At 67.9% G+C, this 22794-nt stretch carries 18 protein-coding genes; 13 read left to right on the forward strand and 5 right to left on the reverse strand.

Features of this window, described 5'->3' with window-relative positions; genetic code table 11:
* The first annotated feature begins 113 nt into the window (after positions 1-113).
* Positions 114-2399 (forward strand): NADP-dependent malic enzyme, encoded by a 2286-nt coding sequence (locus tag HNO88_RS07990; protein WP_184243861.1) that lies wholly within the window; start codon positions 114-116, stop codon positions 2397-2399.
* Between the two features lie 195 nt (positions 2400-2594).
* Here HNO88_RS07990 and HNO88_RS07995 read toward each other — a convergent pair whose 3' ends face one another.
* Both HNO88_RS07995 and HNO88_RS08000 read right to left on the reverse strand, forming a co-directional pair.
* On the reverse strand, positions 2595-3794 hold the full coding sequence (locus HNO88_RS07995) for a multidrug effflux MFS transporter (RefSeq protein ID WP_184244054.1): 1200 nt from the start codon (positions 3792-3794) through the stop codon (positions 2595-2597).
* A gap of 84 nt (positions 3795-3878) precedes the next feature.
* On the reverse strand, positions 3879-4859 hold the full coding sequence (locus HNO88_RS08000; protein ID WP_184243863.1) for an aldo/keto reductase: 981 nt from the start codon (positions 4857-4859) through the stop codon (positions 3879-3881).
* A gap of 188 nt (positions 4860-5047) precedes the next feature.
* On the opposite strand from HNO88_RS08000, the gene HNO88_RS08005 reads away from it, so the two are divergent.
* From HNO88_RS08005 to HNO88_RS08035, 7 genes are all read left to right on the forward strand, one after another.
* On the forward strand, positions 5048-7171 hold the full coding sequence (locus HNO88_RS08005; protein WP_184243865.1) for a PA5441 family protein: 2124 nt from the start codon (positions 5048-5050) through the stop codon (positions 7169-7171).
* Positions 7141-7887, forward strand: coding sequence for a DUF3142 domain-containing protein (locus HNO88_RS08010; protein WP_184243866.1), 747 nt, complete (start codon positions 7141-7143; stop codon positions 7885-7887). Before HNO88_RS08005 ends, HNO88_RS08010 begins: the two co-directional genes overlap by 31 nt.
* Positions 7888-8169: 282 nt before the next feature.
* Positions 8170-8511 carry an HNH endonuclease signature motif containing protein gene (locus HNO88_RS08015; RefSeq protein ID WP_184243868.1) on the forward strand — a complete coding sequence of 114 codons (342 nt, stop codon included), beginning with the start codon at positions 8170-8172 and terminating at the stop codon, positions 8509-8511.
* Between the two features lie 135 nt (positions 8512-8646).
* A complete protein-coding gene (locus HNO88_RS08020; protein ID WP_246381344.1) occupies positions 8647-9378 on the forward strand; it encodes a transglutaminase family protein in 732 nt (243 codons plus the stop codon).
* Positions 9379-9501: 123 nt separating this feature from the next.
* A complete protein-coding gene (locus HNO88_RS08025; protein ID WP_184243872.1) occupies positions 9502-10173 on the forward strand; it encodes a peptidase in 672 nt (223 codons plus the stop codon).
* Positions 10174-10317: 144 nt separating this feature from the next.
* Positions 10318-11445, forward strand: coding sequence for an App1 family protein phosphatidate phosphatase (locus HNO88_RS08030; RefSeq protein WP_184243874.1), 1128 nt, complete (start codon positions 10318-10320; stop codon positions 11443-11445).
* Positions 11446-11585: 140 nt separating this feature from the next.
* Positions 11586-12335, forward strand: coding sequence for an SDR family NAD(P)-dependent oxidoreductase (locus HNO88_RS08035; RefSeq protein ID WP_184243876.1), 750 nt, complete (start codon positions 11586-11588; stop codon positions 12333-12335).
* Positions 12336-12359: 24 nt separating this feature from the next.
* Here HNO88_RS08035 and HNO88_RS08040 read toward each other — a convergent pair whose 3' ends face one another.
* Positions 12360-13238, reverse strand: a complete 879-nt coding sequence (locus tag HNO88_RS08040; RefSeq protein WP_184243878.1) for a LysR substrate-binding domain-containing protein — start codon at positions 13236-13238, stop codon at positions 12360-12362.
* Positions 13239-13364: 126 nt separating this feature from the next.
* Between HNO88_RS08040 and HNO88_RS08045 the strand changes: the two genes are divergently transcribed.
* The 5 genes from HNO88_RS08045 (at position 13365) to HNO88_RS08065 (ending at position 20611) form a co-directional block, all read left to right on the forward strand.
* Positions 13365-14243, forward strand: coding sequence for a transketolase (locus tag HNO88_RS08045; RefSeq protein ID WP_312857019.1), 879 nt, complete (start codon positions 13365-13367; stop codon positions 14241-14243).
* 11 nt (positions 14244-14254) lie between these two features.
* Positions 14255-15250, forward strand: a complete 996-nt coding sequence (locus HNO88_RS08050; protein WP_184243880.1) for a transketolase family protein — start codon at positions 14255-14257, stop codon at positions 15248-15250.
* 49 nt (positions 15251-15299) lie between these two features.
* Complete coding sequence (locus HNO88_RS08055; protein WP_184243882.1) at positions 15300-16598, forward strand: MFS transporter; 1299 nt, start codon at positions 15300-15302, stop codon at positions 16596-16598.
* An 89-nt stretch (positions 16599-16687) separates the two neighbouring features.
* Complete coding sequence (locus tag HNO88_RS08060) at positions 16688-18055, forward strand: carbohydrate porin (protein ID WP_184243884.1); 1368 nt, start codon at positions 16688-16690, stop codon at positions 18053-18055.
* Between the two features lie 186 nt (positions 18056-18241).
* Complete coding sequence (locus tag HNO88_RS08065; protein WP_312857025.1) at positions 18242-20611, forward strand: membrane-bound PQQ-dependent dehydrogenase, glucose/quinate/shikimate family; 2370 nt, start codon at positions 18242-18244, stop codon at positions 20609-20611.
* Positions 20612-20833: 222 nt separating this feature from the next.
* Here HNO88_RS08065 and HNO88_RS08070 read toward each other — a convergent pair whose 3' ends face one another.
* The gene (locus tag HNO88_RS08070; RefSeq protein ID WP_184243886.1) at positions 20834-21580 is read right to left on the reverse strand and encodes an SDR family NAD(P)-dependent oxidoreductase; all 747 of its coding nucleotides are present in this window, start codon (positions 21578-21580) and stop codon (positions 20834-20836) included.
* Between the two features lie 96 nt (positions 21581-21676).
* The gene (locus HNO88_RS08075) at positions 21677-22489 is read right to left on the reverse strand and encodes an SDR family NAD(P)-dependent oxidoreductase (RefSeq protein ID WP_184243888.1); all 813 of its coding nucleotides are present in this window, start codon (positions 22487-22489) and stop codon (positions 21677-21679) included.
* Positions 22490-22794 lie beyond the last annotated feature (305 nt).

Consider the following 22794-nt stretch of genomic DNA (forward strand, 5'->3'; position numbering starts at 1 on the left):
TGCGCATCCAGATCGAAATGGCGGCGGTCTCCGACCATGCGCCCTGCGGGTGGCGTTGTCGGCGCAAGGCCCCTAAAGGGGGCGCTCAGCCAAGGATCGGAGACGCTCGACGCATGCAGGATGACTTCCGCCGCGAGGCGCTCGACTACCATCGCTATCCGACGCCGGGTAAGCTTTCGGTCGAGCCGACGAAGCGCATGGCGACACAGCGCGACCTGGCGCTGGCCTATTCGCCGGGCGTCGCCGCCGCCTGCGAGGCGATCGCCGCGGACCCCGATGCCGCGCTCGACTATACCGCGCGCGGCAATCTCGTCGCGGTGATCTCCAACGGCACCGCCGTGCTGGGACTGGGGAACATCGGCGCGCTCGCGGGCAAGCCGGTGATGGAAGGCAAGGCCGTCCTGTTCAAGAAGTTCGCCGGCGTCGACGTCTTCGACATCGAGGTCGATACGACCGACCCCGACAAGTTCGTCGAGGCCGTCGCGCTGCTCGAGCCCACGTTCGGTGGCATCAACCTGGAAGACATCAAGGCGCCCGAGTGCTTCGCCATCGAGCAGCGCCTGCGCGAGCGGATGAACATCCCGGTCTTCCACGATGACCAGCACGGCACCGCCATCGTCGTCGCCGCAGGCGTGACAAACGCCCTGCTGCTCCAGGGCAAGTCGCTGAACGAGGCGCGGCTCGTCACCTCCGGAGCGGGTGCGGCGGCGCTGGCCTGCGTCGACCTGCTCGTCTCGATGGGCCTGCCGATCGAGAACGTGACCCTGACCGACAAGGACGGCGTGATCCATGCCGGGCGCGAAGGGATGCTGCCCAACATGGCCCGCTACGCCCGTGTGACCGACGCGCGCACCCTGCCCGACGTGCTGGGCGGCGCCGACCTGTTCCTGGGCCTCTCCGCCCCGCGCGTGCTCAAGCCCGAATGGCTGGCCTCCATGGCCGAGCGGCCGGTGATCTTCGCGCTCGCCAATCCCGAGCCGGAGATCCTGCCCGAACTGGCCAAGGCGACCCGGCCCGACGCGATCATCGCCACCGGACGCTCCGACTATCCCAACCAGGTCAACAACGTCCTGTGCTTCCCTTACATCTTCCGGGGAGCGCTGGACGCAGGTGCCGCCGAGATCAACGAGGAGATGAAGCTGGCCGCGGCCCAGGCCATCGCGGCGCTCGCCCGCATACCCCCCGACGAGTCGGTTGCCGAGGCCTATGCCGGCCAGTCGCTGAGCTTCGGGCCCGACTACATCATCCCCACGCCATTCGATCCGCGCCTCATCCTGCAGATCGCGCCCGCCGTGGCCGAGGCCGCCGCGCGGACCGGCGTGGCCAAGCGGCCGATCGCCGATATCGCCGCCTACGCGCGCACGCTGGAGCGCCAGTCGTGGCGCTCGGGCAGCCTCATGCTGCCGGTCTTCGCCGCCGCGCGCGGGACCGAGCGGCGCATCGCCTATGCCGAGGGCGAGGACGAGCGCGTGCTTCGCGCGATCCAGACGGTGCTAGACGAGCGCCTGGGCCGCCCGGTCATCATCGCCCGGCGCCGCATCGTCGAGCGGCGGATCGAGGCGCTGGGCCTGCGCTGGCGGCTCGATCAGGATGTCGAACTGGTCGACCCCGAGGAGGTCGATGGCGTCCTCCCGACGCTGGTCCCCGCCTATCAGGCCAAGGTCGCGCGCCTCGGCATGGCGCTGGAGGAATCGCGCCGCCTCCTGTTCCGCCGCCCGTCGGTGGCGGCAGCCATGCTGCTCAGCGCCGGCCACGTCGATGCCGCGCTGGTCGGCGGCAACTCGGAGTGGTGGGGCCAGGTCAAGCTGATCCTGCCGCTGATCGCGCGCCGGCCCGAGGTCAAGCGCGTGCATGCGATGACCGCGCTGATCCTCAGCGAGGGCGCGCTGTTCCTGACCGACACGCACATGGTGCCCGATCCTTCCGCCGAGGAAGTCGCGCGCATGACGATGCTTTCGGCCGAGGCGATCCGCAGGTTCGGGATAGAGCCTCAGGCCGCGCTGGTCTCGCACTCGAACTTCGGGTCCTCGCGTTCGCCCAGCGCGCGCAAGATGCGCGACGCCCTCAAGCTGCTGCAAGCCGCGGCGCCGAGCCTCATCGTCGATGGCGAGATGCATGCCGATGCGGCGCTGTCCGAAGCGCTGCGCACCAAGCTCGTGCCCTCCTCACCGCTGAGAGGGTCGGCCAACCTGCTGGTGATGCCGGGTCTGGACGCGGCCAACATCGCCCTCACCGCGCTGCAAGCCGCGGCCGGCGCGCAGATCGTCGGGCCCATGCTCCTGGGCCTGGAGCAACCGCTTCACGTGCTGAGCCAAAGCGTGACCGCGCGCGGGATCGTCAACCTGACGGCGATCGCCTCGGCCGAACTGCGCCAGCAATCGCGCGGGGAGGCAGGCTGAACTAACGAGGGCTTGATGATTTCCTCTCCCCTCCTCGGCGGGGAGGGATCTTATCCTGCTCTCCCCTCCCCGGCGGGGAGGGGTGGGGGAGCGATGCCGTAAGGCGGCGCGTCCACGCTGGCGGCGGTACACCCACCTCCCGACCTCCTCCCTCCAGGGAGGAGGAGCGACTTGAACACGTTGAGAGGAGCAGACTCAGTTCGGTACCATCCGTGCCTTGAACAGCTGCCCGCCCTCGATGACGAGCACGATCGCGAGTACGCCCACGCCGATGCAAAGGTAGCCGATCGCCAGCGGCAGCGTCGTGCCGGCGTAGGACTGGCCGATCGCCGACCCTACGAGCACTGCGCCGATGCTGGTGATGAACCCCTGCACCGATGAAGCGGTGCCGGCGATGTGCCCGACGGGGTCCATCGCCATCGAGCCGAAGTTCGCCCCGCACAAGCCGATGCAGGTCATGCTGAGCGCCTGCAGGATTATGTAGCTGACCAGCGTCTCGGCCCCGGCGAAGATCACGATGAGGTGCAACAGCGACAGCGCGATCAGGCCCAGCACTGCCGATTGCGAGATCATCCGGGTGCCCAGTCGCTCGACCAGTCGGCTGTTGGCGAACGAGGCGAAGCCCATGGCCCCGGCGCAGATCGCGAAGAGGATGGTGAAGCGCTCGCCCGCGCCGAACTCGTCGACGAAGATCTGCTGCGCGGACGAGACGAAGGCGATGATCCCGCCGAACGTCAGCGATGCCGCCAGGGCGTAACCGATCGAATAGCGATTAGTCAGCGTCAGCGCGTAGCTGCGCCGCAGGTTCGCGATCGAGATCGGCACGCGCCGCTCGACCGGCAGCGTCTCGGGCACGCGCAACAGCGTCCAGGCAAGCACGAAGGCCGCGAAGGCGCCGAGCGCATAGAAGATGAAGCGCCAGGGGCCGAACTGCAGCAGCACCTGGCCCAGCGATGGCGCCAGGATCGGCACCAGGAAGAAGATCATCTGCGCCACCGACATCGTGCGCGCCATCTGTCGCCCGGACGTGCCATCGCGCACGATCGCGACGGAGAGCACGCGGGTCGACGCCGACATCAATCCTTGTAGCAGCCGTGCGCCGAGCAGCGCCGGGAACGTGGCAGAACTGGCGGCAAAAATACTCGCCCCGACGAACCCCAGCAAGGTGGCGATCAGCACCGGACGGCGACCGAAGCGATCGGCAAGCGGGCCATAGACGAGCTGCCCCGCGCCGAAGCCTACCACGTAGACCGTCACCACCCACTGACGATGGTTCGCCGCCGTGACGGAAAGCTCCCGGCCGATGTCGGCAAGCGCGGGGAGCATCAGGTCCACGCCCAGCGCGTTTACCGCCATCAGCGCGGCGATGAACGCGATGAACTCGCGCGGGTGCATGCCCGGCGGTGCGTATTGCGGCTTCATCGTGATCCTAACAGAAGCGAGTGGCCCCGCAGCCGAGGGGGGCCGACTGGTTGGCGATTATGAAAAACCGACCACGGCGTGCGGTACATAGGCGGCTTCGAGCTGGTCGATCTCGGCATCGCTCAGCGCGATCGCAAGGGCCGACACCGCATCTTCGATGTGGCCGGGCTTGGACGCGCCGACGATCGGGGCGGACACGACATCCTTGGACAGCACCCAGGCCAGCGCAATCTGCGCGCGCGGCACTCCCCGCTGTGCGGCGACGGTGGCCACGGCCTCGACGACCTTGCGATCGGCCTCTGCGGTCTGCTGGTAAAGCGTCTTGCCGAACACGTCGGTGCGCGAGCGTTCGGTCGCCTCGTCCCAGTCGCGGGTGAGACGCCCGCGCGCCAGAGGGCTCCACGGGATGACGCCGATCCCTTCCGCCTCGCAGAGCGGCAGCATCTCGCGCTCCTCCTCGCGGTAGAGCAGGTTCAGGTAGTTCTGCATGGTGGCGAAGCGCGTCCATCCGTTCGCATCGGCGATGTGCAGCATCGTCGCGAATTGCCAGGCGTACATGGAGGACGCACCGATGTAGCGCGCCTTGCCTGCCTTGACGACATCGTGGAGCGCTTCCAGCGTCTCCTCTATCGGCGTATCGTAGTCGAAGCGGTGGATCTGGTAGAGGTCGACATAGTCGGTGCCGAGCCGGGTGAGGCTGGCGTCGATCTCCTGCATGATTGCCTTGCGGCTCAGCCCCGCGCCGTTCGGCCCCGGCCGCATCCGTCCGTGCACCTTGGTGGCGATCACGACCTCGTCGCGGCGGGTGAACTCCTTCAGGGCGCGGCCGACGATCTCCTCCGAACTGCCGTCCGAGTAGACGTTGGCGGTGTCGAAGAAGTTGATGCCGGCTTCCACGGCCTGGCGCAGCAAAGGCCTGCTGCTCGCTTCGTCCAGCGTCCATTCGTGGCGGCCGCGCTGCGGGTCGCCGTACGTCATGCAGCCCAGGCACAAGCGCGACACGTCGAGGCCCGTCGTGCCGAGTTTCACGTATTCCATTGCCGTTCCCTTGCACAAGTCGCGTCAACGCGTCGGTCGCCATGGGGGTTCCGCTCGCGCTTCGCGCGCCCTAGCGGCTCCGCGCCGCCCTGTCGCCCCGGTGGCCGAGATGAATTTCGGCATCGTCATCGCGCGCTTGGCACGGGGCGGGACGGCGCGCTAATCAGTGCCATTATGGGGAGTGGTCGATGACGAAGCGGTGGCTCTTGGCAGGAACGGCAGCGCTGGCCGCAGCGGCAGCCTGGCCCGGTACGGCCGGCGCCAGCGGGGACTATGGCTGCACGCCGCGCTGGTCGCTGGCGATCTCCTACTACGAGTGCGCCGGCACCGCCTTGATCAGCCCGCGCAACGACACGCGCGTGAACCTGGCCCTCCTGCTGCGTGACAAGGGGGCAGCGCGAGGCGGCCAAAGCTATCCCGAGCGGGACTGGGACAACGCCGATTTCGGCCACGTCTTCGTCAGCTGGGATGTGCTGCAATCGGCCTACTGGCCCAAGCCGCAATCCACTGCCGCGGTCGACACCGACGAACCCAGCTACGCCGGCTCGCGCTGCCAGACCCTCGCCAGCGGTTCGCAGGCGTTCCGCGAGGCACTGGCGCGCGGCAAGGGCCTGTCTTCCGCTGAACGCGAGGCGCTCGCCGGCGCGCGCGACCTGGTCAAGCCGGCCTGCGACGGCAACAGGACGCCCGCGACCTGGCCGACGGTGGAAAGCGAGGCGGCGCGTGGCTGGCTGACCTACCTGCAAGGCGCCTGGGCGTTCTACGCCGACGACTTCGCCACGGCCCGCACGCGCTACGCCGATCTTGCCAAGGCGAACGACCCATGGCTTGCCGAAACGGCGCGCTACATGATCGCACGCAACGAACTGGCCGCGGCGCAGGCCGGCGCCATTGATGAATGGGGTGGTTTCGCCGGCGTCGACAAGGTCGACAAGGCGGCGGCCGAGCGGGCACGGGCGGCGTCGCAGGACTACCTGTCCGCATATCCGCGCGGCCGCTACGCCGCCTCCGCGGATGGACTTACGCGTCGCGCCACCTGGCTGCTGGGCGAGCGTCCGGCCCTGGCGCGCAGCTATTCGCTGCTGCTTGCCGATCCGGCCCGCTCACCCGCCATGCTGGAAGAGGTCGAGAGCAAGCTTCTGTTCGGCATCGGCATGGAGAACCAGGCCGAAGCGCCCCTGCTCATGGCGACCTGGGACTTGCTGCGCATGCGCCAGCCCGATCCCGCGTTCCCGGAAAGCGAAGCGCCAGCAAGACTGACGCAGGCTGAACTGACCGCACAGGCTCCCGCGTTCGCGCGCCAGCCGGATCTCTACGGGTTCCTGCAGGCGAGCTTTGCGTATCACGTCGACAAGGATAACCGCCGCGTCCTGCAACTGATCCCCGATGCGCCGGCCAACGGCTATACCGCGCTTGCCTTCAGCCGGCAGTTGCTGCGCGGCCTGGCGCTGGACGCACTGGCCGACGGCACGACGGCACGCTTCCTCACGCGGCTGACGCAAGGTGCGCGCGACCTCTACCAGCAGCCGGCCGCACAGCTTGCTCTCGCGATGCACCAGGAGCGTGGCGGCGCGCTCGACCAGGTCTTCGCACCCGGCAGCCGGGTCACGGAGCCGGAGATCCGCACCATCCTCCTCGCCCGGGTCGCCCCGCCGGCGCTGCTGCGGCGACAGGCGGGCGCGAGCGCTGTCGCCCGGACGGAGCGCGATGTCGCGCTGTTCGCCTTGCTTGCCAAGGATCTGTCGCGTGGCCGCTATCGCGAGTTCGGCACCGACCTTGCGCAAGTACCGGCGACCGCGCCTTCCGCAGGCTACGTCGGCGAAGGCTGGTCGAGCGGATGGATGGGCAGCGATCCTCAGTACCAGGCACCGCTCGGCCTGTTCCGCCAGGGCAAGTGGCAGGAGGAGTACCCCTGCCCCACCCTGGCGAGCACCGCCGCCACGCTCGCCACCAACCCGCGCGACGTGCACGCGCGGCTCTGCCTTGCCGAATTCTGGCGGCTCAACGGCTTCGACGAGTACCTCGCAGCCACGCGGCCATCGGCCGACCAGCTCGGCGGCTCGCCCGACCTGTTCCCCGGCAAGGCCGCGCCGCGCGCTGCGCTTTATGCGTCGGTGCTGGCCGACCGATCCGCGGTGCCGGCCGATGCGGCCTATGCGCTGTACCGGTCCGTCATGTGCTATAGCCCCAGCGGCAACAATGCGTGCGGCGGCGAAGACGTGCCGGTGGCGCAGCGCAAGGCCTGGTTCCAGCAGCTCAAGCGCGACCACCCGACGAGCCGATGGGCGATCGACCTCAAGTACTACTGGTAAGCCGCCGCGCGCTTCTGTGCGGTTCGGCGGCGAGCCTGCTGGTCGCCGGCTGCGAGACGCGGAAGGCTTCGCAGACCGTCGACCCGCGCGCCTACCAGGCGTTCTTCCTCTGGCCGGGCGTGCCCGCGCCACCGTGGCTGAAGCAGGCGCGCGAGGTCTATCTCCTCGCCGGAGAGGTGCGCCATCAAGCGGGCAGCCGGTTCGAGCCCTTGCGCGCGACGCCCAGGGTGCCCGGTCCGGCCCTGTGGCTGGTCGTGCGCGTGGAGCGGCTCGACTGGAGCGAAGCGATCCACCGCGACGTGCAGCATGCCCTGGCGCTCTGGCGCGCGGCGGGCAACCGCGTTGCCGGGCTGCAGATCGACTTCGACGCGGCGACACGCGGGCTAGCCGGCTACGCGCGGTTCCTGGCCGATCTACGCCGTCGCCTGCCGCCCGGAATCCAGCTGTCGATCACCGGCCTCATGGACTGGAGCGCCGGGGGCGATCCGCGCGCCCTGCGGCAGCTTGGCGGGATCGTCGACGAGATCGTGGTGCAGACGTACCAGGGCCGTCGCACAATCCCGGGCTACGAAGCCTACCTGCGCGGCCTGGCGAAGCTGGGCATGCCGTACCGCATCGGCCTCGTCGAAGATGGAAGCTGGAACCCGCCAGCACACCTCGCCCAGGATCCGAACATGCGCGGCTATGTGGTGTTCCTGCTGGGCAACGGGTCCTGAGGCACGCCCAGCCGTTCGAACGGACCGGCGCGCCGCTCGCTCTCCCGCCATCGAAACCGCGCCGCTGCACGTTCCCATCGCAAGCAGCACAGGACAACTCCATGCCCTCACCTCAGAAGATCGCCGATGGCGCCTACGGGCAGGCGATCGACGAGGAAGTCCGCCGGATCGCTAGGAAGCCAGGCGCCCATCCCGAAACCTGAAGACTGAGCGACCTGCGGGGGTGGGTCGCGAGCGAGGTCGGTGCTAGGGGCGGCACAGCAACCCGATCCAGGCAGAAGCATGGCCCGCAAACACCCCAAGCATGGTCCCTATCCCGAAGACGCGCAGGACGAAGACGACGCGCCGGCTCCCGCAGTGCCTTGCTGGCTCTGTGGCCGGCCGCTGGGCAAGTCGATCGTCCTGCACCATCCCGTTCCGAAGAGTCGCGGCGGGCGCGATACCGTGCCGATGCATCCGATCTGCCAGCAGACGCTGATCGCCAACTTCACGAACTCCGAGATGCAGCGCCACGGCATGGATGTGGAGGGACTGCTGGCGAACCCCAACGTGCGCAAGTTCGTCGACTGGGTCGCGAAGAAGGAACCGGACTTCACCGCGACGATCACCAGGAAGCAGCGCTGAGCGCCCAGCGCCACGCCCGGGGGGCCGAGTTGCAGATCCCGCTGCGGCCCCCATCTTGCATCCATGCATGACGACCTAATCCAACTCGGCCTCGTCGAGGACGAGGACATCGATCTCGACGATGCGGCCCTTACATTGGCGCTTCTCGACCATCCCGACAGCGAAGAAGATCCCTGCCTCCACGTCCTGGCAGACATCGCCGAACGGCTCGACGACCTGAGCGGCGAAGTCACCGACGCGCGCCGGCAGGCGGCGTTGCTGGCCCAGGTTCTGGGCCGTGAATTCGGCTTCACCGGCGACACCGATACCTATGACGATCCGGCCAACGCCGATCTGTTGCAGGTTATCGGGCGCCGCCGTGGACTGCCCGTGAGCCTGTCCATCCTCTACGTCGCGGCGGCGCGGCAACTCGGGTGGATGGCCAACGTGCTCGACCTGCCGGGCCACGTTCTGGTGCTCGTCGGCGACGATCCCGACCCGGTGATCATCGACCCGTTCAACGGCGGGCGTGTCGTCGACCGCGATCAGCTCGTCGCCTTTGTGCGCGACATGAACCAGGGTCGCGAGACTGCCGTGACGCACGTCTCCACGATGTCGAATCGCGCCGTGCTGGTGCGCCTGCTGATGAACAAGGCGACCCGCGCCGAGGCAAGCGGCCAGGGCCGGCGTGCGCTCACCCTGTATCAGCGGATGACCGTCATGGCGCCCGGCTACCCCCATGCCTGGTGGGAGCGGGCGCGGCTCGAGCTCGCCGACGCGGACGTCGCCGCGGCGCGCAGCAGCCTGACCGCGATGCTGGAGGTCACCCGTGACGACGACATGCGCGCGCGTATCTCCGAACTGCTGTCATCCTTGCTAGCCAACTAAGGTCATTTACTTATTGCCTGCGGAGAAACACGCAGCGCAGCGTTGAAACCGTAAGCCCCTGTCCCACGTTGTTGGTCTGAGCGTCGCGCCGTTGGGCCCCACGCAAACACAAGGACTCACACGATGGCTTCCCTGAAAAGGCGCCTGATTGCAGTCGGCGCCGCGCTGGGCCTCAGCGTCTCGCTTGCCGGCTGCATGGGTGATTATGGTTACGGCGGCGTCGGCTACGCCTCCGACTACTACGACGGCTACGGCCCCTCCTATGCCTATGGCGGAGGCTATCCCGGCTACGGCGGTTATGGTGGCTACGGCGGATGGTACAACGACTTCTACTACCCGGGCTATGGTGTCTACGTGATCGACCGCAGCGGTCGGCGCTCCCGTTGGAACGACGGCCAGCGCCGCTATTGGGAGGGCCAGCGTGGGCGCGGACAGCGTTGGGGCGACGGGCGCGGCTACAATCGTCCAGGCCAACCTGACCGCGGGCGCGGCGATCGGCAGTATAGGGGGTGGCGCGGCGATGGTCAGCGAGGCGATGGTCAACGCGGCTCATGGCGCGGCGATCATCAGCCTGGCTTCGCGCGGCCGCAGGGTGAGCGCGGAAGCTTCCGCGGCCAGCCCGGCGTGACACGTCCGGACCGTCCAGCCCCTTCGGCCGGACAGTGGCGCGGTCGGGGTTCGAGCGTCGGAGCACCGTCCGGCTGGGGCGGTCGCGGGCAAGGCACGACCGGCGGCCGTGGCTATGGCGGCGGGCGTGGCTTTGGCGGGGGGCGCGGTGGACAGCGCCCGAACTGAGGCTGGTTGCACAGCCTGAGCTTCCGTTGCGCAGCGGCGTTGTCTCCACACACCGCTGACGCGAACGGATGAGCGGATGGGCGGGCCGCGCCCGGTTCCGAGCGATGTTCCGGAACGATCGGGCAGCGTCGGAATTCCTGGCAGATGGATACTGCCGATACCTTCGGACGCTGGCTCCGCTCGCTTGCTAGCGGGCTGGAGCAGGATGTCGACCAGCTCAAGGCCCTGCTGACGGATCCCGTGAAGCCGGGGTCGGTGCAGGTGCTGCCCTATGTCGGCTACCGCAATGCCACGGCACTTCGCGTGTCCGGGAGGGTCATCGAGCACCAGGCGCCGCTTAGCTCCGCCGAGGGCGTGCTCGACAAGTTGCGCGCCATGTGGACGATCTACAACAGCCGCGAGGTCGGCGGGATCACGGTGCGTTGCGAAGCCGATGGCGTCAGCGCGACCTGCGTCAGCGACGAGGAAGGCTACTTCGCCTTCGATCTCGCGATCGATCGCCCCTTGCCACCGCGCGCCTTGTGGGAGCATGTGACGCTATCGCCCCCCGGGCTCGAGCCGCACCTCCCGCTCAACGTTCCCGTCCTGGCCCCCGGAACCGACGACCACTGGGGCATCATCTCCGACATCGACGATACCGTCATGGAGACGGGCGCGACCGATTTCGCCGCCAACTGGCGCCGCATCATCCTGGAACAGCCGGCCGAGCGGCTCGCGGTGCCGGGTGCGGCCGATCTGTACCGGCTGATTGCGCGCGACCATGCCGCGCCGACGCGACCGTTCTTCTACGTTTCGTCCAGCCCCTGGAACCTCTACGGCTTCCTCACCCAGTTCATGGAACTGAACCGTATCCCGCACGGTCCCATGTTCCTGAAGGACCTTGGCATCGACGCGGGCAAGTTCATCGATGCCGGGCACAAGGGCCACAAGCTCGACGCCGTCCGCACCATCCTGCGGTTCTACCCCGAGCATCGCTTCCTGCTGATGGGCGACAACGGCCAGCAGGATGTCGAGATCTACGCGCAAGTGGTGAGCGAATTCCCGCAGAGGATCGGCGCCGTCTTCATCCGCGACGTCTCCGGCGAGTGCGGCACCGGCGCGAAGGCGGCGCACCTTGCCGAGATGGCGCGGCTCGGCGTGCAGACATACTGCGCGGCCAGCTTTGCCGACGGCGTCTCGATCCTGCGCGCGCTCGATATCGACAATCCGGTCGAGGCCACGCGCGCTTCTGGCGAGGGCGCTGCCGTCGCTGCCGGGACTGAAGCCGGTTGATTCCGGAGCGGGAGGCGAGCAGCGGCGCCATCCATGCCGAGTGAATCTGCTTCATCCAAGCTGCGAACACTGCGTTTGTTACATGCGATACGCCCGCCTACCTCGCCGATGCGGCATAAAGTTCGCGATGGAGAGGTACCATGCTGTTGGAAGGAAAAGTTGCAATCGTCACCGGCGCCGCTTCGGCGCGCGGCATCGGGCGAGCGACGGCGCGCACGCTTGCCGATCACGGCGCGCAGGTCGTCATTCTCGACTTGGATGCAGACACGGCGCACGAAGCGGCACAGTCGCTCGGCAGCGCGCACCTCGGGCTGGGCGCCAACGTGGCCGACGAAGCCGCAGTCGCTGACGCGGTCGACGCGGCCATGGCACGGTTCGGGCGCATCGACGTGCTGGTCAACAATGCCGGCATCACTCAACCGGTGAAGACGCTCGACATCCGCCGCGCCGACTACGACCGCATCCTCGACGTCAACTTGCGCGGCACGCTCATCTGCTCGCAGGCGGTGATCCCGCACATGATCGCCGGCGGCAGCGGCAGCATCGTGTGCATCTCGTCCGTCTCGGCACAGCGCGGCGGCGGCATCTTCGGGGGCCCGCACTATAGTGCCGCCAAGGCCGGCGTGCTCGGCCTGGCCAAGGCCATGGCGCGCGAATTCGGGCCGCAGCAGGTACGCGTCAACTCGATCGCTCCGGGGCTGATCTCCACCGACATCACCGCCGGCAAGCTCAGCGATGCGCAGGAGGCGGAGATCCGTTCGGGCATCCCGCTGGCTCGGCTCGGCCGCGCCGACGACGTCGCCAACGCGGTGCTGTTCCTGGCAAGCGACTTGTCGAGCTATCTCACCGGCGTGACGCTGGACGTGAACGGCGGCATGTTGATCCACTAAGGATCACCCCGCAGGAATTGCGGCTCAGCCAGCCCCGTCGGCGATCTCGGCCAGCACCCAGCGAGTGAAGGCCTTGACGATGGGGCGGGTGGCGTTGCGCTTGGGATAGACGAGGTAATGCCCGGTTTCGAGGAGGTCCTCGCTTCTGCCCGCCAGCGGCGCCACCAGCCGCCCGCTCGTCAGCTCCCGCTCCGCGAGGCGAGTCGAATCCAGGCAGATGCCGAGCCCGTCGGCCGCGGCGCTGATCGCCATGAAGCTGCGGTCGAAGCGCATCATCGCGCCCTGCCCGGGCTGCAGTCCGTTGATCCGCAACCAGTTGTCCCATTGCACCGACTTGAGCGTGCTGCAGATCAGCACATGCGAGAGCAGGTCTGCCGGCTTCGCAATCCTGGCGGCCAGCTCGGGCGCGCAAAGCGGGCTGATCCGCTCTTCACCCAGCGGGTGGACGATCATGCCCTCCTGCTCTCGCAGGCCATAGACGATGTCGGCGTCGAACTCGTCGTTGGTGAAGCGGCTGTAGTCGGTGTCGGCGGCGATCTGCACTTCCATGCCCGGGTTCGCCGCCAGGAACTTGTGCAGCCGCGGCGTGAGCCACTGCGCGGCGAAGCTGGGCGCGGCGTGAAGCCGCAGCATCTCGGCCTGCCGGGTCGTCACCGCCTTGATGCCCGAGCGGACCAGCGCCAGCGCTTCCTCGACGGGGCGGTGTAGCGTCCGTCCGTCGAGAGTGAGCGCGAGTTGCCGGCCGTCGCGATCGAACAGGATCGCACCCAGATCGCGCTCCAGCTTGGCGATCGCGTGGCTCACCGCGCTGGGCGAAAGGTTGAGTTCGTTCGCCGCTGCCTTGAACGACAGGTGGCGGGCGGCGGCGTCGAAGACGTGAAGCGATCCCAGGCTGATGTGCATGACGTCACATGAACGAAGTTCATCCACGATGTAAACATAGCGTTTGTCTAAACGGGGCGTCTGCTTTCAATTCGGACGATGACAGGACTGCCCCACGAGGGGCGGATTGCCGAGAGGAAACTGAACGTGAGCGCCTCAGCCGCCGTCAACATGCCTGTTCGCCAACTGGCGGAACATGCCTACCACATCCGCAAGCACGCCCTGCGCATGGGCGCCGTCCAGGGCCAGGGCTACATCGGCCAGGCCCTCGGCGTCGCGGATGTGCTTGCGGTCTCCTACTTCCGGGCCTTGCGCTACCGTCCCGAGGAGCCGCAATGGGAAGGACGCGACCGGTTCCTCCTGTCGATCGGACATTATGCCATCGCGCTCTATGCGGCGCTGATCGAAGCCGGGATCGTGCCCTTCGAGGAGCGCGAGACTTACGGTTCGGACGATAGCCGGCTGCCGATGTCGGGCATGGCCTCGTACACGCCCGGCATGGAGATCTCCGGCGGGTCGCTGGGCCAGGGCCTGGGCATCGCGGTGGGCATGGCGCTGGGCCTGAAGCGCAAGGGCTCGGACCGTTTCGTCTACAACCTGCTCTCCGATGGCGAGCTAGGTGAAGGATCGACCTGGGAGGCCGCCATGTCGGCGCCGCACTGGAAGCTCGACAACCTTATCGCCATCGTCGATTTCAACAACCAGCAGGCGGACGGCCCCTCGATGGACGTGCTGGGCCATCCCGATCTGGTCGCCAAGTTCGAGGCGTTCGGCTGGCACGCACAGCGGGTGGACGGCAACGACATCGAGGCGCTGGTCGCCGCGTTCGATGCCGCGCGCGAACTGCGCGAGCCGCGCCCGCGCATCATCATCTGCGATACCCTGATGGGTCGCGGCGTGCCGTTCCTGGAGAGCCGCGAGAAGACGCACTTCATCCGTGTGGATGAGGACGAGTGGGACAAGGCGATCGCGGACGTCGACGCCGGCTGGGTCGCCCGGGGCGGCGCCGTGAACAGCGCGATCTGAGGAGTAAGACCATGAACGCACCTGTCCGCCTCAAGACTTCGGCCATGATCGCCTCGATCGCCGCCGAGGGACAGCGCACCATCAGCGCACCGTTCGGCCACGCGCTCGCCAAGGCGGCCGAGAGCCGCCCGCGGATTGTCGGCATGACCGCAGATCTGGGCAAGTACACCGACCTGCACATCTTTCAGGCCGCTCACCCGGACCGCTTCTACCAGATGGGCATGGCCGAGCAGTTGCTCATGATGTCGGCCGCCGGCATGGCCCGCGAGGGCTTCCAGCCCTGGGTCACGACATATGCCGTGTTCGCCGCTCGCCGCGCCTACGATTTCCTGTGCCTTGCCATCGCTGAGGAAGACCTGGACGTTAAGGTGGTGTGCGCGCTGCCGGGCCTCACCACCGGTTACGGCCCCTCGCATCAGGCGACGGAGGATCTCGCGATCTTCCGCGGCATGCCCAATCTGACGATCATCGATCCGTGCGACGCGATCGAGATCGAACAGGCGACCACCGCCCTCGCCGACCATCGCGGGCCGGTCTACATGCGGCTGCTGCGCGGCAAGGTGCCCGCCGTGCTCGACGAGTACGATTACAAGTTCGAACTCGGCAAGGCGAAGCTGCTGCGCGACGGCAACGACGTGCTGATCGTCTCGTCGGGCCTCATGACCATGCGGGCGCTGGAGACCGCCGACGCCTTGCGCGCCGACAAGGTGGACGTCGCCGTGCTTCACGTGCCCACCATCAAGCCGCTGGACGAAGCGACGATCCTGGTCGCCGCCGGAGCCAAGCCGGGCCGCCTGGTCGTGGTCGCGGAGAACCACTCCGTCATCGGCGGACTGGGCGAAGCCGTCGCCGGCGCCATGATGCGGGGGGGCGTGCATGCACCGTTCCGGCAGGTCGGCCTGCCCGACGCGTTCCTCGACGCGGGCGCACTGCCGACGCTGCACGACCGCTATGGCATCTCGACCAAGGCCATGACCGACAACATCAAGGCGTGGCTTGCCGCGTGATCGTGACGTGGGACCCGAAATATCGGGACCGCGCGACAAGGAGAGGACAATGACGACCGTCGCCCTTAATGCGGCCGACCAGCCGGCAAGCACCACCGCTTATGGCAAGATCGCCTGGCGCGTGCTGCCATTCCTGCTGCTGTGCTATCTCGCCGCCTATATCGATCGCGTGAACATCGGCTTCGCCAAGCTGCAGATGTCGTCCGACCTCGGATTTTCCGAGGCTGCGTACGGCCTTGGCGCCGGGATCTTCTTCATCGGCTATTCGATCTTCGAAGTGCCCAGCAATCTGATGCTGCACAAAGTGGGTGCGCGGCGCTGGATCGCCCGGATCCTGGTGAGCTGGGCGATCGTGTCGGCCGGCTTCTCCTTCGTGCAGACCGAAACGCACTTCTACATCCTGCGCTTCCTCCTCGGCGTCGCCGAAGCCGGCTTCGCGCCGGGCGCCCTGCTTTACCTGACCTACTGGTTCCCCGCTGCCCGCCGTTCGCGCGCCAACAGCATCATGTTCCTGGCGATCCCGCTGGCCGGCATGATCGGGGCGCCGCTCTCGGGCCTGATCATGGAGAAGATGGCCGGCGTCGCCGCCTGGGAAGGCTGGCGCTGGATGTTCGTGATCGAGGCGGTGCCCGCGCTCGTCGCCGGTCTGGTGACCTTCCGCTTCCTGCCCGATCGCCCCCAGGACGTCGACTGGCTGACCGCCGAGGAGAAGCGCCAGGTCCTGGATGACCTTGCCGAGGACGCCGGAGCGCGCACCGACCACCTTTCAGTGCGCCAGTTCCTGGCCGACAAGCGCTTGTGGCTCCTGTGTGCCATCTACTTCGCGGTCGTGATGGGCCAGTATGCGATCACCTTCTGGCTGCCCACGATCATCCGGAACGCCGGTGCAGCCACGCCGCTGATGAACGGGCTGCTCACCGGACTGCCTTTCCTCGCCTCGATGGTCGCGATCCTGGCCTTCAGCTTCTCCGCCGACAAACATCGCGAACGGCGCTGGCACCTGATCGCGCCGATGGTGGTGGGCGCCGTCGCCCTCACGATCGCCTCGTTCGTGCCCGAGAACCTGACGCTCTCGATCATGCTGCTTTCGGTCGCCGCGGCAGGCATGCTGAGCGCGACGGTGATGTTCTGGAGCTTGCCGCCGGCATTCCTGGGCGGTGTCTGGGCCGCGGCCGGCATCGGCGGCATCAACGCCATCGGCAACGTCGCCGGCTTCGTCTCCCCTTACGTCATCGGCTCGCTGGTGTCCGCGAGCGGTGACCTGCGACTGGGTCTCTACGCCATCACCGCGGCCGTGCTGATCGGCGCCGCACTGGTGCTGCGCGTTCCCACCAGCGCCAACCGCTGATCCGAGCAGGGTGCGCGCCCCGCGCGCACCCTGCCTCCCATGAACGATCGAGGGCTCACCGCGACGGTGTCGCGGTGGAGGAGAGCCTTATGCTGCTGCTTGCCCTGGCGGCCACGGCCGCCGTGAACGCGGATGCCGATTCGGTTCCGCTCCGCCCCGCTTCGCAGGATGCCGTCGAGGCCGCAGCGCCGCGCTCGGCGGAAGGTCCGCCCCGCCCTGCCCCTTCGGTGACCGGCGCACCGCCGCCGCCTGCGCCGCACCTGCTAGGCGACTGGGGCGGGCTGCGCACCGCGCTCGAGGAAAGAGGCGTCACGCCGACGCTTCAGTACATCGCCATGCCGGCCTGGAACGTGAGCGGCGGAACGCGCAAGCGGGTCGAATATGCCGCGCAGTTCCAAGTGGGCGCGAGCGCCGACCTCGGCCGGATCGCAGGGATCGAGGGCGGGAGCCTGCAAGTGCTCGTCACCAATCGCCACGGCCGAAATCTGACGGCGACCGCGGGGCTGGAGGTGCTGCAGAACCCCCAGGCGATCTTCGGGGCCGGCCAGATCTGGCGATTGTCGCAGCTTTTCTACCGCCAGCGCCTGGGCAAGGCGGAGCTGAAGCTGGGCCGGATGAGCATCGGCGAGGACTTCGGCACCGCGCCCTGCTTCTTCGAAAGCCTCTATTTCTGCGGCATCGTGCCCGGCCACGTCACGCCCGACTACTGGTACAACCCGCCCGTCAGCGTCTGGGGTGCGCGGGTCAGAGTGGAGGACGGGCTCGGCTATACCCAAGTCGGCCTCTACGAGCGCAACCCCACCAACTTGCGCGAGGATCGCGGCTTTTACCTCGGCACATCGGGGCAGACCGGGGCGCTGATCCCGCTCGAACGCGGCTTCGTCGTCCGGCTGGGCGGAGACGCGCGCCGCACCGGCACCTACAAGTTCGGTGTCTGGCACGACACATCGCGCAGCACCGATCTCGTGCGCGACACAGGCGGTGGCCATGCCGCGCTGTCTGGCCTTCCGCTCGCGCGGCAGCGTGGTCGATGGGGCGCCTACTTCGTCGCGCGCCAGCAACTCACCGCAGCGCGGGAGGATGGCAGCGGAGTGGTCAACGTCTTCCTCAGCGGCACCCTGACCGACGCGCGCACCAACCTCATCCGCTCGATCGCGGTGGCCGGCGCGACCTGGTCGGGCATCATCCCCGGACGCCCTCGGGATGAGATCGGCCTGGCGATCGGACGCACGCGGATCAACCCGCGACTGACCCGCGTGCAGGGCCTGCAACGGGACGCCGGGTTGACCGATCGGACGCCGCAGCGAGCCGAGTGGGCGGCCGAGCTCGCTTACTCGATCGTCGTCGATCCGGCTTTCAGCTTGCGACCGAACCTGCAGCTCTATCGTCATCCCGGCGGACGTTCCGACCGAAGCACCGTCACCGTCCTGGGACTGGGCGCCTTCGCCACCTTCTGACATGAACGCCGGTCATGCTCGGCGGTATTTCTGCACGTCACGCCCTGTTTGCTTGAGATTGGCGCGGCGATGGCCGAAATGCGTTCCAACTCTGGCCCGCGCGCGACATCTTGGCGCGGGCGGCGATTTCCATTCGCGCCACCTGTCCCCCCTCGTGGCGAACGTGAAAGGTTTTATTCCTTGGACGTGACGAAGCGCGCGCGGATAGCGCCCCTCGCATTCGGCGCCGTACTGGCTTTGCTGGGCGCCTTCTTCGCCGGGTTCGGCGGCTGGCTCGCCATGCTGGGCGGCTCGCTGTACTACGTGCTGATCGGCTTGCTGATGATCGCCAGCGGCGTGCAGGTCGCGCGCGGCCGGCCCTCGGGCTTCTTCCTCTATCTCGCGATCTGGCTGATCACCGTGGTCTGGGCCATCTGGGAGGCGGGCAGCGATCCCTGGAAGCTGGAGGTTCGCCTCTTCGCGCCAAGCGTGCTGCTCGCGCTGTTCCTGATCCCCGCGATCGGCGCCCCGGCGCGCACCCGGGTTCCGGCGAGCGCGTGGCGCGGCTTCCAGGCGGCGACGGCGGCCGGCGCGGTCGGGATCGTCGGCCTCATCCTCTACGCAAGCTTCGGGCCGGAGCGCGGCGCGGTCTCGCAGATCGCGCAAGCCTCTGCGCAGCGGCCCACCGATTGGGCATTCTACGGCAACGACGCCGGCGGAACGCGCTACAGCGATGCCGGGCAGATCACGCCGGCCAACGTGAATGACCTGGAAGTCGCGTGGATCTCCAAGAGCGGCGACGGTCCGGACGAGACCGAGATCAACCACAAGGGCCGCGAGTATCACTCCGAAGCGACCCCGCTGAAGATCGGCGATACGCTGTTCACGTGCACGCCACACTCGATGGCCATGGCGATCGACGCGTCCACCGGCCGCACGCGGTGGAAGTTCGATCCCAAGCTCCCGCGCACCAATCCGTACATCGTCTGCCGAGGGGTTGCCTACCATGCCGCTCCACAGGCGAGCGAGTGCAAGACGCGCATCTTCCTGCCCACCATGGACGCGCGCGTCTTCGCGCTCGATGCGGCCACGGGTCGGCTGTGCCGCAGCTTCGGGCGCGACGGCGCGGTCGATCTGCGCGATCAGACCGGCACCTGGCCTCCGGGCTGGCAGGTTTCCACCTCCACCCCACTGGTGCTGAACGACCGGCTTGTCATCGGCAGCCGCGTGATCGACAACATGACGACCAATGCGCCCTCGGGCGTGGTGCGCGCGTTCGATCCGGTCACCGGCGAGCAGGCCTGGGCCTGGGACGTGGGCCGGTCGCCCGATGCACTGCCGGGCCGCCTGCCGGAAGGTCAGGAGTATACCCGCAGCACGCCCAACGTCTGGGGCCCGATCACCGGCGACCCGAAGCTGGGGTTGGTCTACCTTGGCACGGGCAATCCCTCGCCAGACTACTACACGGGTTTCCGTCGCCCGTTCGACCGGCGCTTCGGCTCCTCGATCGTGGCGCTCGACGCGGCCACCGGCAAGTTGCGGTGGAACTTCCAGATGGTCCACGACGACATGTGGGACTTCGACACGCCGATCGGGCCTTCGCTGTTCGACTTGGCGGATGGGACTCCCGCGCTCATCCAGACCACCAAGATGGGTCAGGTGTTCATGCTCAACAGGGTGACCGGCAAGCCGATCGCCCGCGTCCAGGAGCTGCCCGTGGATCAGGTGGGTGCGCCCGCGAACACGTTCCTGTCTAAGACCCAGCCGTTCTCGACCGGGATGCCCAGCCTGATCCCGCCCAAGCTGACGCCGCAAGACATGTGGGGCGCGACCCCGCTGGATCAGCTGATGTGCCGCATCGACCTGGCGCGGGCCCGCAACAGCGGGATCTACACGCCGATCGGGCCGACGCGGTCGATCGGGAACCCGGCGTTCGACGGCGTCACCGACTGGGGCGGCGCCTCGGTGGACACGCGCAACCGCGTCATGTTCGTCAACACCATGAACATGCCGTTCTACTTCGAGCTGGTGGACCGCAACACGGCGCGCGGCAAGGAGCTGCTGAAGCGCAAGAGCAGCGGCGGCGAGAACGCCAAGAAGCTGGACGTGCGGCTTCAGACGGGAACGCCGTACCTGGCGACGCTGCGTGCCTGGCTGAGCCCGGCGACAGTGCCTTGCGTTCCCCCGCCGTGGGGTGAGCTGGTCGCGATCGACCTAGACTCGCGCCGGGTCCTTTGGCGCAAGACCCTGGGCAGCGCCCGTGACAACAACCTGTTCGGGCTGCAGCACAACCTGCCGCTGCCCACCGGCACGCCGAACCTGGGCGGGTCGATCGCGACCGCGGGTGGCCTGGTGTTCATCGGCGCGACCACCGATCAGTACTTGCGCGCCTTCGATGCCCGCACCGGCACCGAGGTGTGGAAGCACCGGCTGAAGGCGGGCGCCACCGCCACGCCGATGACGTACATTGGCAAGGACGGCCGCCAGTACGTGGTGATCACCGCCGGCGGACATGGAGCGCTGGGCACGCGCTACGGCGACGAGACGATTGCCTTCGCTCTGCCGCGCGGCGATTGAATGGGGAGTGGCTTGAGCCGAGCGGGTCGGCTGCGCCGAAGTGGCTTGGGTCGGGTGTTCGGCCGGACACCCAAGCCGGCGTGATCCGCGGATGACGCCGGTGCCACGAGGCGCGGGCCGACGGTGATACAGAGGGCGGGATCTTGCAGCCGAGCCTTCGCATCGAACCGACGCGAGTGGCCGGAGCGGCGATGGAGTGCGATCACTCCATCGCCAACCGTCTTAGATGTACATACCGCCATTCACCGCCAGAACCTGGCCGGTGATGTAAGCGGCCTCGTCCGAGGCCAGGAAGGCGCATGCCGAGGCGATCTCGTCCGGCGTTCCGGCGCGCGAAATCGGGATCATCGGCAGGATCGCCTCGAGCGGGAACTCACCGGCTTCGATCGCGCGATGCATCTGCGGCGTCTCGCAGACCGAGGGAGCGATGGTGTTCACCGTCGTGCCATGCGCCGCCATCTCGCGCGCCAGGCCCTTGGTCAGGCTGATGACGCCGCCCTTCGCCGCGGAGTAGTGCGCCATGTACATGCCGCCCGACTGGCCGGCATGCGACGAAATGGGAACGATGCGGCCCCACTTGGCCTCGATCATGTCGTTCACCGCGGCCTGGATCGTGTGGAACACGCCGGACAGGTTGATGTCCATGACCTTCTGCCATTGCGCGGCGGTCATGTCCTGAAACGGAACCATCGGCGCGATGCCGGCATTGGGAACCACGATCGTGATCGGCCCGAACTCCTGGCGGATACGCGCATAAGCCGCGTCGATCGCGGCTCTGTCGGAGACGTCCACGTTCGCGGTCAGCACATTGGCACCGGCCGAGCGCAGCGCATCCGCCTCCTGCTCGAGCAGATCCTGCTGCACGTCGAGCATGGCAGTGGGGTGCCCGTCACGGGCGAAGCGCTGAGCGATGCCCAGCCCGATCCCGCCAGCGGCACCGGTGACGACGACTACGCGGTCCTTACTCATTGCATGCTCTCCCAACAGGAGCGTGCCGGACGCGCCACGATCGGCGTGGCCGGCACCTCCGAGAATCATTTACTCATGGTCAACGGCGCCGCGCGATCAGGCGAGGACGCCGCCATCGACCACCAAGGTGCTGCCGGTCATGAACATGGCCATGTCGGAAGCGCAAAACAGGATGGTGCGGGCGATGTCGTCGGCCGAGCCGTGGCGTCCGAGCCGACCGCCGCCGATGCCGGGGATCCCGGTCGCAGCCGCCATGTCCTTCCCGGCGTCGGCCAGGAACATGGTCTTCTCGGTGAGCATCACGCCAGGCGCGATGCCCAGGACCCGGATATCGTGCGGCGCGAGTTCGATCGACATCTGCCGGGTGAGGCCGACGACGCCGTGCTTCGAAGCGACATAGGCAGCCTGCCCCGCCGCGATGCCGTTGATCCCGGCGAGCGAGGCGACGTTGACGATCACGCCGCCCTGCCCTGCTGCGATCATGCGGCGCGCCGCTTCACGCGCGCCGACGAAGGTGCCGCGCAAGTTGATCGCCTGGACCTTGTCGAACTCGTCGTCGGTCAGGTCGAACAGCGGCACATGCGAGGCTACGCCCGCATTGTTGACCCAGATGTCGAGCGATCCGAAGTCGCCCACCGCCTTGTCCGCCACCGCGGTGATCGCCTCGGGGTCGCCGGCGTCCATCCTGACCGACGTCACCGTGCCGCCGAACTCCTGCGCCAGTTCGCTCGCGGTCGCCGCAGCCTTCTCCTCGTCGAGATCGGCGATCAGCACCGAAGCGCCCGCTTCGGCAAGCCGGCGCGCGGTGGCGCGGCCCAGGCCCCACGCAGCCCCCGTGACGACGGCGACACGGCCCTGAAGCGAGATCAGCTCCTGGAGGGGCTTGGATGAAACGTCCTTGATGGTCATGCAGCTTCCTTCTTCCGACGCACTGCGCCGGTTTTGTGGCGTGACAGTGATATGCAGCCCGGCCGATGGCCCGACGGCTCGGCGTCGAGCCATACGGATTCTTCAAGCGGCGACAAGACTTTCAGCAAGGGGGGTGAGCTTCACCTACAGGTCGGCCAGTCCGCGCACGATGAAGCTCGGCTCGAAGCTGTAGCGGCGGTTCCCCGGAGTGGCGTGACGTTCTTCGTCGAGCTCCATGTGCGAGGTCTTGGCGAGCGGCTTCTCGAACAGGGTGCGGACCTCGGCGCGGGCGACCGGACTGACCT

It is taken from the genome of Novosphingobium chloroacetimidivorans (assembly GCF_014204535.1).
GTDB lineage: Bacteria > Pseudomonadota > Alphaproteobacteria > Sphingomonadales > Sphingomonadaceae > Novosphingobium > Novosphingobium chloroacetimidivorans.